Origin of the sequence: Martinezella multihospitum, assembly GCF_900094585.1 — a bacterium.
GTDB classification, from domain to species: Bacteria; Pseudomonadota; Alphaproteobacteria; order Rhizobiales; family Rhizobiaceae; genus Rhizobium; species Rhizobium multihospitium.
Genome location: NZ_FMAG01000012.1, coordinates 1 through 12,860, shown reverse-complemented (window position 1 = coordinate 12,860; position 12,860 = coordinate 1). Strand labels below are relative to the sequence as shown.

9 protein-coding genes are annotated in these 12,860 nt (G+C 61.2%); 6 read left to right on the top strand and 3 right to left on the bottom strand.

Annotated features, from left to right (window positions below; all coding sequences use genetic code 11):
* Nucleotides 1-208 precede the first annotated feature (208 nt).
* The 4 genes from GA0061103_RS31355 to GA0061103_RS31340 all read left to right on the top strand — a co-directional run bounded on the left by GA0061103_RS31355 (nucleotide 209) and on the right by GA0061103_RS31340 (nucleotide 4,033).
* A complete protein-coding gene (locus GA0061103_RS31355) occupies nucleotides 209-982 on the top strand; it encodes an amino acid ABC transporter substrate-binding protein (protein ID WP_092718946.1) in 774 nt (257 codons plus the stop codon).
* Between the two features lie 85 nt (nucleotides 983-1,067).
* Complete coding sequence (locus GA0061103_RS31350) at nucleotides 1,068-1,748, top strand: amino acid ABC transporter permease (protein ID WP_092718944.1); 681 nt, start codon at nucleotides 1,068-1,070, stop codon at nucleotides 1,746-1,748.
* Nucleotides 1,745-2,506: an amino acid ABC transporter ATP-binding protein gene (locus GA0061103_RS31345; RefSeq protein ID WP_092718941.1), complete on the top strand. Its 762-nt coding sequence runs from the start codon at nucleotides 1,745-1,747 to the stop codon at nucleotides 2,504-2,506. The genes GA0061103_RS31350 and GA0061103_RS31345 overlap by 4 nt, the downstream gene beginning before the upstream one ends.
* A gap of 267 nt (nucleotides 2,507-2,773) precedes the next feature.
* The gene (locus GA0061103_RS31340; RefSeq protein ID WP_092718938.1) at nucleotides 2,774-4,033 is read left to right on the top strand and encodes a multidrug effflux MFS transporter; all 1,260 of its coding nucleotides are present in this window, start codon (nucleotides 2,774-2,776) and stop codon (nucleotides 4,031-4,033) included.
* A gap of 14 nt (nucleotides 4,034-4,047) precedes the next feature.
* Here the strand turns inward: GA0061103_RS31340 and aidB are convergent, their stop codons facing one another.
* The 3 genes from aidB to GA0061103_RS31325 form a co-directional block, all read right to left on the bottom strand.
* The gene (gene aidB, locus GA0061103_RS31335) at nucleotides 4,048-4,869 is read right to left on the bottom strand and encodes an AidB family quorum-quenching N-acyl homoserine lactonase (protein WP_092719283.1); all 822 of its coding nucleotides are present in this window, start codon (nucleotides 4,867-4,869) and stop codon (nucleotides 4,048-4,050) included.
* Nucleotides 4,870-4,944: 75 nt separating this feature from the next.
* Entirely contained in the window at nucleotides 4,945-8,406 is a 3,462-nt protein-coding gene (gene pyc, locus GA0061103_RS31330) for a pyruvate carboxylase (RefSeq protein ID WP_092718935.1), read from the bottom strand.
* Between the two features lie 116 nt (nucleotides 8,407-8,522).
* The gene (locus GA0061103_RS31325) at nucleotides 8,523-9,263 is read right to left on the bottom strand and encodes a helix-turn-helix transcriptional regulator (protein WP_092718930.1); all 741 of its coding nucleotides are present in this window, start codon (nucleotides 9,261-9,263) and stop codon (nucleotides 8,523-8,525) included.
* 377 nt (nucleotides 9,264-9,640) lie between these two features.
* Here GA0061103_RS31325 and GA0061103_RS31320 point away from each other — a divergent pair, with 377 nt between their 5' ends.
* Together GA0061103_RS31320 and GA0061103_RS31315 are read left to right on the top strand one after the other, a co-directional pair.
* Nucleotides 9,641-11,410, top strand: coding sequence for a glucan ABC transporter ATP-binding protein/ permease (locus GA0061103_RS31320; RefSeq protein WP_092718925.1), 1,770 nt, complete (start codon nucleotides 9,641-9,643; stop codon nucleotides 11,408-11,410).
* Between the two features lie 497 nt (nucleotides 11,411-11,907).
* Entirely contained in the window at nucleotides 11,908-12,837 is a 930-nt protein-coding gene (locus tag GA0061103_RS31315; protein WP_092708808.1) for an IS110 family RNA-guided transposase, read from the top strand.
* The last annotated feature ends 23 nt before the right edge of the window (nucleotides 12,838-12,860 follow it).

Here is a 12,860-nt window from a genome sequence, read left to right as displayed (position 1 = left end):
GAATTGTCACTATGCTGCGCTGCCACATTGGTCAGCAATTATCGACGGAGACGGAAGCCTCGTCTCTCCTGACGGCTCGATCCGCTGTTCTTTGAGAAAAATATTCGCAATTGCCCATTTATCTCGCAGTTTTCTACGCTTTCGCGATGCAATTTTTCTGCGATGTATGCGACATTGAATGAAACCGCTCCAGAAACGGAAGAGAACGATGAACTGGTTGAAGACTGTTGCCGCCGCCGCCCTCGTGCAGGCTGCATTCCTGCTCCCCGCCCATGCCGGCGAAAACCTCAAGGCGATCCAGTCGGCCGGCGTATTCAAGGTCGGCACGGAAGGGACCTATGCGCCCTTCACCTTTCATGACGAGAGCGGCAAGCTGACCGGCTTCGACGTCGAGATCGCCGAAGCGATCGCCGGCAAGCTTGGCGTCAAGGCGCAGTTCCTGGAAGGCAAGTGGGACGGCCTGATCGCCGGCCTTGATGCCAACCGCTACGACGCCGTCATCAACGAAGTCGGCGTCACCGAAGCTCGCAAGAAGAAGTATGACTTCTCCGAGCCCTATATCGCCTCCAAGGCCGTGCTGATCGTCAAGGACAGCAACACCGACATCAAGGATTTCGCCGATCTCAAGGGCAAGAAGTCCGCGCAGTCGCTGACCAGCAACTTCGGCAAGCTCGCAACCGAGGCCGGCGCCGAGCTCGTCGGCACCGATGGCTTCGACCAGTCGATCCAGCTGGTCCTGACCGGCCGTGCCGATGCGACCATCAACGACAGCCTCTCCTTCCTCGATTTCAAGAAGCACAAGCCCGACGCTCCGGTGAAGATCGTCGCACAGCAGTCCAACGCCGATTTCTCCGCCGTCATCATCCGCAAGGGAGAGCCGGAACTGCTTGATGCGATCAATAAGGCGCTGGCCGACATCAAGGCTGACGGCACCTATGACAAGATCTCCAAGAAATACTTCGGACAGGATGTTTCGAAGTAAGAGGGCATAGGCAGCGACATAAAACTGTGAAAAAGATGCGTCCGGGGTCACCTCCGGACGCATTCTCTTATCGAAAGGCTTCTCCGTGGAGCATTGGTTGCAACTGATGTGGGAGTCATTGGGCACGCTGCTTTGGGCAGGGCTCGTCTTCACCATCCCGCTCACCTTGATTACCTTCGTCCTCGGTCTGCTGCTCGGTTTGCTTACTGCCGTCGTCAGACTGTTCGGCCCGGCGCCGCTGGTGGCGATCGCCCGCTTCTATGTCTGGGTGATCCGCGGCACGCCGCTGCTCGTACAGCTCTTCGTCATCTTCTACGGCCTGCCGAGCCTCGGCATCCTGCTCGACGCCTTTCCGGCCGCCGTCATCGGCTTTACGCTCAGCGTCGGCGCCTATACGTCCGAAATCATCCGCGCCGTCATCTCCTCCGTGCCGAAAGGTCAGTGGGAAGCGGCCTATTCGATCGGCATGAACTGGCGCCAGGCCATGAGCCGCACCATCCTGCCGCAGGCAGCGCGCGTTGCCGTGCCGCCGCTGTCGAACACCTTCATCTCGCTGGTCAAGGATACGTCGCTCGCCGCCGCCATTACCGTGCCGGAGCTGTTTCAGGCCGCGCAGCGCATCGTGGCAACGACCTACGAGCCGCTGATCCTTTATATCGAGGCCGCCATCATCTATCTCGTGCTCAGCACCTTCCTGTCGACGCTACAGGGCTACCTCGAACGCCGCTTCGCCCGTTCCGGCGGCACGCTGGAGGCACAGGCATGATCGAGCTTTCGCATATCGAAAAGCGCTTCGGCGACAACGTCATCCTCAAGGACATCAGCCTGATGATCCCCGAAGGCACGGTGACGGCACTCGTGGGGCCCTCCGGCGGCGGCAAGAGCACGCTGCTTCGCTGCATCAATCTCCTGGAAATCCCGACTGCCGGCACGATCCGCATCGGCGACGAGACGGCTACTTTCCAGCCGGGCAAAAAGCCCGCATGGCAGGAGATCCAGAAGATCCGCCGCCAGACCGGCATGGTCTTCCAGAATTTCCAGCTCTTTCCGCATCAGACCGCAATCCAGAACGTCATGGAAGGCCTGACGACCGTGTTGCGCTGGCCGGCCGAGAAGGCCCGCGCCCGCGCCGTCGAGCTTTTGACTAAGGTCGGCATGGCCCACAAGATCGATGCCTGGCCCTCGACGCTTTCGGGCGGCCAGCAGCAGCGCGTGGCGATTGCCCGCGCGCTCGCCCCCTCGCCGCGCGTGCTGCTCTGCGACGAACCGACCTCGGCGCTCGATCCGGAACTGGCGGCCGAAGTGGTCGATGTGCTGGGCAAGCTCGCCAATGAAGGCACGACCATGGTCATGGCAACCCACGACCTGCGGCTTGCCTCGAAGATTGCCAACAATGTCGTGTTTCTGGAAGCGGGCAACATCGTCGAGACCGGCTCCTCGCGCAATGTCTTCTCCAATCCTTCGCAGGAGCGGACGAAGCAATTCATCTCAACACTGAATTCCGGGCTCAGCTACGACATCTGAGCCCGCCGACCTGGGCCGAAAATGGCTTCATATTGGGGCAAAGCCGCGCATTGACGCTGGGCCGCTTTGCGGTTAGCTCTAATCTCATGGATACGGCACTCGTTCTCGTAGTGGTAGGAAGGCGCATGGGCAAGATGGTGTAACCATCCGGCGAAAGCACCCATGCGCGGTAAGCAGGCTCCTGACGGGGCCTTTTTTATTGCCTGAAATCCGGGCAGCGCCTCGTCAGATCACCCTCGACTCCCCATCCATACGACGGACAAGGCCATGACGCACACCGAAAGCCGCATCGATCATTCATCCAAGCAAGCAACCGACGATACGACCACCGAAAGAACCGCCGCACAGCCGCGGCTGATAACCCTCATCCTGCTCTCGGCGCTTGCCGTGTTGCCGGTGAATATGATCCTGCCATCGTTGCCGAAGATCGCTGTGGCATTCCACGCCGATTTCGCCCTCGTGAACCTCTCCGTCGCCGGCTTTTCCATCGTCACGGCAGCCCTTGAAGCCATCGGCGGCGCGATATCGGATCGGTTCGGCCGCAGGCCGGTCGTCCTGACGGCGCTCTCGATCTTCATCGTTACCTCGATCGGCTGTGTGTTCGCTCCGAATATCGGCATCTTCCTGCTGTGCCGCATGATGCAGGCGTGCATCGGACCCTGCTACTCCGTCGCGCTCGTCATCATCAAGAAAACCTCAAACGATCGCGAGGCAGCAAGCAAATTCGGCTATCTCGCCATGGGATGGGCGCTGGCACCCATGGTCGGCCCGCTGTTCGGCGGCTCGCTGGACGAAGTGTTCGGCTGGCAGGCAAGCTTCGTCGTCCTCGCAATCCTCGGCATCGCAGCCTTTCTTCTGTCTCTGCATGAATTGAAGGGATCGAGGGCGCCTGCATCAGGTACACGCAGAAACTACATCGCCTCCTATGGACTGCTTCTGCGTTCGCAGCGGTTCTGGGCCTATACGCTCTGCATGGCCTGCTCGATGGGCGTGCTTTACATCTTCCTCGGTGGGGCGCCGCTCACGATCGGCGACACGCTTGGTGGCTCGAGCGCTATGCTCGGCTTCTATATGGGCCTGGTTCCCGCCGGCTTCATTCTGGGCAGCTATCTGGCCGGCCGCTATGGGGCACGCATTCCGCTCGGCATGATCCTTGTCATAGCGCGGTTTCTGACCTGTATCGGCTTGATATCAGGCCTTGCCCTGTCGCTGTCCGGCACGACTCATGTTTGGGCGCTCTTCGGCCCCTGCATCTTCATCGGCATCGGCAACGGCCTCACCATGCCGGCCGCCAATAGCGGCGCGATGTCGGTACGATCAGATATGGTCGGGACGGCCGCGGGGCTCGCCGCCGCCATGCGGATATCGGGCGGCGCGGTCATCGGCTCCATTGCCGGACTATTCCTTGAGCGATCACCGACGATCCATACCCTGTTCGTCCTGATGCTGATGTCAGCATTGCTCGCGCTGCTGGTGGCATTCTGGGCTGCCTTCGCGGAGCGGCGCAAGACGGGTTCGGTTACATGACCAGCGGATTGTTTTCACACCGGTCCGATCTTGTAGTCCTTCGCTTCCCGCCGCACGCGTCCAAAGCCGGTGATGTGGCCGCCGGCGACGATCCAGCCTTCGCGGGCCGCATCTTCCAGAGCCACTTGGCGGGTTCTGGCAGCCTGCCCTGGATCGAGATCATAGGCTAGGCCGATCTTCGGATCGCCGGGCTGCAGATCCCCCACATGCAAGGTATCGCCCCAGATCAGCAAGGAATTGTCGCCGCCGCAAAGCAAATAGCCTGTGTGGCCGGGCGTGTGCCCCGGCAGCGAACGCGCCTCTATGCCAACAAGCACTTCGCCTGGCCCGATCCGCCTTATGCGCGCGCCGTAGATGCGCTGCAGCTGCTCGGCAATCTTGAAGCCGCCGCGTCTCGCCTCCGGCAGCGCCTCACGCTCAGCCTGGTCAGTGAAGAAGGCGATATCACGCTCCGGTACGAACACCTCTGCATGCGGGAAGTATGGCTCGTCGCCATCGAACAGACCGAGTGCATGATCGCCATGGATATGGGTGAGCAAGACGCCCTGGATTTCATCCGGCGAAACACCCGCTTCCTGCAATGCCGATCGTGCATGGCCGTATTTCGGCCCCCATGACGTACCCGTGCCGGCATCGATCAGAAGAACCCCGGCAGGCCCGCGCAGAAGGAAGCAGTTCACATCCACCTGAAGCGTCGGCTTGCCCCAGCTTGCGATCGCGTGCTGCCGGGCAGCATCGCCATCCGCGTGGATCAACATATCCGCCGGCGCCTCGAAGAGGCCGTCGAGCAGAAGTGTAACGTCGTATTGCCCGATATGCAGGGAACGATCAGTCATGGCTGCGCCTCTGTCCGAAAAGCTGCACAAAAAGGGCCGGATTGGAGCCGGCCCTTTTCGTATCTCTATGGACGCTCAGGCGCCGTAGACGACAAGCAGATCCTTGGCATCGATCTGGTCGCCGGCGCGCACCAGCACTTCGGAGATCGTGCCGTCCTTTTCGGCGTGCAGTGCCGTTTCCATCTTCATGGCCTCGATGGACACGAGCACGTCACCGGCCTTGATCGCCTGACCGGGCGAGACGAACACCGTCGAGATGACGCCCGGCATCGGCGCACCGACATGGGCGGCATTGCCGGTCTCGGCCTTGCGGCGCACGGCACTGCCGGAAGCACCATGGGCGCGATCCGGCACCTTGATGCGGCGCGGCTGGCCGTTGAGTTCGAAGAACACCGTCACCATGCCCTTGTCGTCGGTCGTCGTCATCGCCTGGTTGACGATCACGAGCGTCTTGCCCTTCTCGATCTCGGCAAACAGCTCGTCGCCTTCCTTCAGACCGTAGAAATAGGCCGGCGTCGGCAGCACCGAGACGGGGCCGTAGGTGTCGGCGGCCAGCGCATAGTCGGTGAAGACCTTCGGATACATCAGGTAGGAGGCGAATTCGAAGTCGTCGACCTTGCGCTCCAGCTTGGTCTCGATGACCTTACGCTCGGCATCGAGATCAGCTTCGGCAAGCAGGGAGCCGGGGCGAACGACATAGGGTTTGTCGCCCTTCAGCGCTTTCTTTTGCAGCGCTTCCGGCCATCCCGACGGCGGCTGGCCGAGATCACCCTTCAGCATCGAGACGACCGAATCCGGGAAGGCGATATCCTTGGCCGGGTTTTCGACATCGGCAACCGTCAGGTCCTGGCTCACCATCATCAGCGCCATGTCGCCGACGACCTTGGAGGATGGCGTCACCTTGACGATATCGCCGAACATCTGGTTGGCATCGGCATAGGCCTGCGCCACCTGGTGCCAGCGGGTCTCGAGACCGAGCGAGCGGGCCTGTTCCTTGAGGTTGGTGAACTGGCCGCCCGGCATTTCGTGAAGATAGACTTCCGAAGCCGGACCCTTGAGGTCGCTTTCGAAGGCGGCGTACTGGTGGCGCACGGCTTCCCAGTAGAAGGAGATGCGGCGGATCCATTCGGGATCGAGCCCCGGATCGCGCTCGGAACCCTTGAGGGCTTCGACGATCGAGCCGAGGCAGGGCTGCGAGGTATTGCCGGACAGCGCATCCATCGCCGCATCGACGGCATCGACGCCGGCGTCGACCGCAGCAAGTACGGTTGCAGCGGCAATGCCCGATGTATCATGCGTGTGGAAGTGGATCGGCAGACCCGTCGCCTCGCGCAGCGCCTTGAATAGCACCTTGGCGGCCGCCGGCTTCAGAAGGCCGGCCATATCCTTCAGCGCGATGATGTGGGCACCGGCCTTTTCCAGCTCGACGGCGAGATCGGTATAATATTTCAGATCGTATTTCGGGCGCGCCGAGTTCAGGATATCACCCGTGTAGCAGATCGCCGCTTCGCAGAGCTTGTTCTCCTCGGCAACGGCATCCATCGACACGCGCATGTTTTCGACCCAGTTCAGGCAGTCGAAGACACGGAAGAGATCGACGCCGCCCTTGGCTGCCTGGCGGACGAAGTATTTCACGACATTGTCGGGATAGTTGGTGTAGCCGACGCCGTTGGCGCCACGCAGCAGCATCTGCAGAAGCAGGTTAGGCGCACCCTCGCGGATCAGCGACAGGCGCTCCCACGGATCTTCGGTGAGGAAGCGCATGGAGACGTCGAAGGTGGCGCCGCCCCAGCACTCCAGCGACAGAAGCTGCGGCAGGGCGCGCGCATAGGTGCCGGCGATGCTGGCGATGTCATAGGTACGCATGCGCGTCGCAAGCAGCGATTGATGGCCGTCGCGCATCGTCGTGTCGGTCATCAGCACGCGCTTCTCGCCGCGCATCCATTCGGCGAATTTCTGCGGGCCGAGCTTGTCGAGGAGCTGCTTGGTTCCATCCGGAATAGCGCTGTCGATATAGGGCAGCACCGGTTGGGCGGCCTTTGCCGAAGGCTCCGGACGGCCGCGCGTTTCGGGATGGCCGTTGACCGTGACGTCAGCGAGATAGGTCAGAAGCTTCGTGGCGCGGTCCTGGCGCTTGACCTGCTGGAACAGTTCCGGCGTGGAATCGATGAAGCGCGTCGTATAGCTGTTGTCGCGGAATTTCTCGTGCGTGATGATCGCTTCGAGGAAGGTAAGGTTCGTCGCGACGCCACGGATGCGGAATTCGCGCAGCGCACGGTACATGCGGGCGATCGCCTCCTGCGGGTTCGGCGCCCAGGCCGTCACCTTCACCAGCAGCGGATCATAATAGCGGGTGATGATCGCACCCGAATAGGACGTGCCGCCGTCCAGACGGATGCCGAAACCCGAAGCCGAACGATAGGCGGTGATGCGGCCGTAATCCGGAATGAAGTTATGCTCCGGGTCTTCCGTCGTCACGCGGCACTGCAGCGCATGGCCGTTGAGCCGGATGTCTTCCTGCTTCGGAACGCCCGATTCCGGCGTGCCGATGGCAAAGCCGTCGAGGATATGGATCTGCGCCTTGACGATATCGATGCCGGTGACGACTTCGGTAACGGTATGCTCGACCTGGATACGCGGATTGACTTCGATGAAGTAGAATTTGCCGGTATCGGCATCCATCAGATATTCGACGGTGCCGGCGCCGACATAATTCGTCGCCTTGGCGATCTTCAGCGAATAGGCGGCCAGCTCCTGACGCTGCGCATCGGTAAGATAGGGCGCCGGCGCACGCTCGACGACCTTCTGGTTGCGGCGCTGAACCGAACAGTCGCGTTCGAACAGGTGCACGACATTGCCGTGCGTGTCGCCGAGGATCTGGCTTTCGACGTGGCGGGCGCGCTCGACGAGCTTTTCGAGATAGACCTCGTCCTTGCCGAAGGCGGCCTTCGCTTCGCGCTTGGCCTCCGTCACTTCCTTGGCGAGATCGGCCTCGGAGCGGATGGCGCGCATGCCGCGGCCGCCGCCGCCCCAGGAAGCTTTGAGCATGACCGGATAGCCGATCTCGGCCGCCATCTTGGCGACTTCCTTCATATCGTCAGGCAAGGGATCGGTGGCCGGCACGACGGGCACGCCGACCGAGATCGCGAGATTGCGGGCGGCGACCTTGTTGCCGAGCTGGCGCATCGTATCGGCGCGCGGGCCGATGAAGATGATGCCGGCGGCATCGCAGGCATCGACGAATTCAGGGCTTTCCGACAGAAGACCGTAGCCCGGATGGATCGCGTCGGCGCCGGAAAGCTTGGCGACGCGGATGATCTCGTCGATCGACAGATAGCTCTCGATCGGCCCGAGATCACGGGCAAGATGCGGACCGCGGCCGACCTGATAGCTCTCGTCCGCCTTGAAGCGATGCAGCGCGAGTTTGTCTTCCTCGGCCCAGATGGCCACCGTTTTTATGCCAAGCTCGTTGGCGGCGCGGAATACGCGGATGGCGATTTCGGAACGGTTGGCAACCAGGATCTTGGAAATGGGCAATGCTGTCTCCTCACGGCATCGAAACGGGCAATGCTGCACCCGCGAAGAGAATTCTTAACTTCTTGTCACGGGAAGTTCAATTTCTCCTGCGACATCCGACATCAAAATAGTTGCCGTTACGGAATAAGTCCGTTTCTGAAAGCGATGGCGACGATGTGCTGCCGATTTCTGGCCTTCAGCTTTTCCTGGATGCTGTTCATGTACCAGTCGACGGTATGATTGGAAATCTTCAGCAGCCGGCTGATCTCGATCGAGGTCATGCCGTCGGCCAGATGGTTGAGCACCTCCATCTCGCGCTTGGTCAGTTTCAGATCGGCCTTCCCCTGTTCCTCGAGCGATTGCGCTTCGTCACGCAGCTCCAGAAGCCGCCAGAAAGCCTTTCTGGCCACGGCATCGAAGAGCGAAAGCTCCGTCGGGGAAAGATCGACCGCCTCACCGCCGATCGTCATGCTGCCGAGCAGGCCGCTTCGTCCGTGAATCGGAAAAATATAGCCGTCGATAAGCCCGTTGGCACGGGCATCCGCCATCATCTGCTCCATCCGGCGCCGGAGCGGATCCGATTTGTGCGCAGTCACGGCATCGCTCCAGCGGAAGGGGCGCTGCGCCCGGGTGGCATAGCGCGCTACAGGGTCGACGAGCATGTATCTCTTGCGGACATAGGTCAGCGGCCATTGATCGGGCCAGCGGCCCGCCAGCATGAAGTTGGCGATATCGACATTCGGCCGCGTCTGCCTCAGCAAACCGTAGAAATCGAATTTGTAGGAACGGAGCACAAGCTCGAGCTCGGCCACGACATCCTTGGTACGCTTGCATTCTTCGATGACCACAAGCAATTGTATTAGCGAATGGATATTCACATTTACCCCTCGGCCTCGCAGCCTGAATTATCGGCGGACGAGCATTGCCACCCTGCTCGCCAGGCCCCCTAGCGCGCTTAATCGCCGGCAACATACTCAGGCCGACGCGAAATTGAACGCCTTTGGCGATTTTTTTGCCATTCAACCCTGAATGGCCGCCTTCGGCGTGACTTAATAGTAACGGATGATGCCGCGGCGGGGTCGTTCCCAAAGTGTCACATTTCTGCGGCGGCCGATAGCACCTGGCTGCGACGGCACGCGCTGCGCGGGAAATTCCCTTGAAAAAACAGCTTCAGATTCCGTTAATCGCCGGTTCAGGTACCGATCTGTAGTGTCGCAGCATTCCGAGTTTTGCTGATGCACAGAGGGTGCCTGACGTGTCACTGTTCAAAGTCTATGCAAGAGCCCTGAAGTATCTTGGCGCGTATCGATACCGCGTTTGGATGGTCGTGATCGCAAACATCGCGCTTGCGATGACCACCATCTATGAACCGGTTCTGTTCGGCCGCATCTTCGACGCCATTGCCAAGAAAGAAGCCGTCACGCCGACCATGGTGCTGTGGGCCGGCTTTGCCGTCTTCAGTGCTGTCGCCTTCATCGTGGTGTCCCGCGAGGCCGACCGCCTTGCGCATGGCCGCCGCGCCTCCCTGCTCACCGAAGCATTCGGCCGCATCATCTCGATGCCGCTCTCCTGGCATAGCCAGCGCGGCACGGCGAGCGCGCTGAACACGCTGCTGCGCGCCTGCGAAGCGCTGTTCGGCCTGTGGCTCGAATTCATGCGCAACCATCTGTCGACCGCCGTTGCGCTCGTCATCATGATTCCGACAGCCATGGCCATGGACCTGCGCCTGTCCGCAGTCCTCGTCCTGCTCGGCGTCTTCTACTGGATCATCGGCCGGCTGGTCATGAATCGTACGAAAGATGGCCAGACCTCGGTCGAAAGCCACTACAATACCGTCTTCTCGCATGTGAGCGACTCGATCAGCAACGTTTCGGTGCTGCACAGCTACAACCGCATCGAAGCTGAAACCAAGGCGCTGAAGTCCTTCACCGAACGTCTGCTGGAGGCCCAGTATCCGGTCCTCGACTGGTGGGCTCTTGCCGGCGCTCTGAACCGCACGGCCTCGACCGTGGCCATGATGGCGATCCTGATGATCGGTACCGTCCTCGTCCAGGACGGCAGCCTGAGCCTTGGTGCGCTGATCACCTTCATCGCCTTCGCCAACGTGCTGATCGGCCGCCTGGAGCAGCTGCGCAACTTCGCCAACCAGATTTTCGAAGCGCGCGCCAAGCTCGTGGACTTCTACACGCTGGAAGATTCCGTTCGTGACCGCGAAGAGCCAGCCGGCCTTGCCGAAATCAAGGACGTCAAGGGCGAAGTGGAGTTCCGCGACGTATCCTTCGGCTTCGCCAACTCCTCGCAGGGCCTGCACGACATCTCCTTCACGGTGAAGGCCGGCCAGACCGTCGCCATCGTCGGCCCGACCGGCGCTGGCAAGACGACGCTCGTCAACCTGCTGCAGCGCGTCTTCGACCCGCAGAAGGGCCAGATCCTCGTCGACGGTCACGACATCACCAAGGTGACCCGCAAGTCGCTGCGCCGCTTCATCGCCACCGTCTTCCAGGATGCCGGCCTGCTGAATCGCTCGATCAGCGACAACATTCGCCTCGGCCGCGAAGGTGCGACGCAGGAAGAAATGGTTCGTGCCGCGCAGGCCGCCGCTGCCAACGACTTCATCGAAACCCGCGAAGGCGGCTACGATACCCGCGTCGGCGAGCGTGGCAACAAGCTCTCGGGTGGTGAACGCCAGCGTATCGCAATCGCCCGCGCCATCCTCAAGGATGCGCCGATCCTCGTGCTCGACGAAGCCACCAGCGCGCTCGACGTCGAAACCGAAAACCGGGTCAAGACGGCGATCGACAACCTGCGCCAGAACCGCACGACCTTCATCATCGCGCACCGCCTGTCGACGGTTCGCGAGGCCGACATGGTCCTCTTCCTGGACAACGGCCGCATCATCGAGAACGGCAGCTTCAACGAGCTCAGCCAGAGCAACGGCCGCTTCGCCGCCCTGCTGCGCGCCAGCGGCATCCTGACGGACGAGGAAGTCCGCAAGGCACACACGACGGAGCACGAAGCCGCCTGATCTTCGCAAGGGGTCCAAGATCAAAGCCGGGAGAGCGACGCTCTCCCGGCTTTTTGCTGTCTAGAGCATTTCCAGGAAAAGTGCGTAGCGATTTTCCGTCCGGAATGCGCAAGGAAACAAGAGCCTAGAGCGTTGTCGCGATTCGAAGAAAAGCGGAAATGCTTTAGGCTTGGCGACAATCGCCGCCCAGGCACGATGCCATATTCGATGTATGCCCCTTATCTCAAATCGATATGCCTCCCAACCTCAGCCCTTTCCCCGCCTGCGGCAGGGCAATTGCATATGAACTGAAGTCGTTGCCGCGTCCCCTTTGTAACTTCCGTTTATCCGCTATTGGCGCTGTAGTGCCGGTTGCGGTTGGGGATGGAAGACCGCCGCTCCTTTGGGACAGCAAGCCCGTGGGAGAGCTTGGGTCTCCGTCCGCCATTCCATTGAACCCGAACAGTCGCCGGGGCCGCTTGCGAAGGCAAAGCCCGCTTAGGCAAGGATGGGATCAGATGGAGACGATCGTTGGTATCGATGTTTCGAAGAACCGGCTCGACGTGGCGGTCGTACCGCAGGGTGAAGCCTTCGCTATCGGCAATGATCATGCCGGCATCGATGAATTGATTGGTCGGCTGAAGACCATCGGCGCTGATGCGATCGCACTTGAGGCGACGGGCGGCTTCGAGACCCTGGCGGTGGCCGAGCTGTCATCAGCGGGGTTGACGGTCCTCGTCGTCAATCCGGCGCAAGTGCGTGCCTATGCCAATGCCATTGGCCGCAGGGCCAAGACCGATCCGATCGATGCCGCCGTCATCGCCGCCTTCGTCCTGGCGACGAAGCCTGAGATCCGGCCGTTGCGCGACGCCGAGACGCAAGCTCTTTGCGAACTCGTGGCCCGTAGGCGGCAGATTGTGCAGATGATCGTGGCCGAGGAGAACCGGTTGCGCATGGCGCTGGCAAAGCAGGCGCAGAAAAGCATCAAGCGATTGCTGACGGCCTTGCGTCGCGAGCTGGAAAGTCTCAATGCCGATCTCGACGACCATATCCGCAAGTCGCCGGTCTGGCGGGTGCGGGAGGAACTGCTGACCTCGGTGCCGGGCGTCGGGCCGACGACGGCCCGCACGCTGTTGGCCGAACTGCCCGAACTCGGCAGTCTCGACCGACGCCAGATAGCATCACTGGCAGGCCTTGCCCCCTGGACGCGGCAATCGGGAAAATGGAAGGGCAAGAGCTTCATCAGTGGCGGCAGGGGCAAGGTGCGCGCCGTCCTCTTCATGGCCGCCCTCGTCGCCAGCCGCCATAACCCAAGCCTCAAGGCCTTCCGCGACCGTCTCGTCGCCCAAGGCAAGCCCAAAATCGTCGCCATCGTCGCAACCATGCGAAAACTGATCACCATCCTCAACGCCATCATTCGAGACAATAAGCCATGGCAAAACGCTTGACTGATAAGACAGTCGCTCTCCCC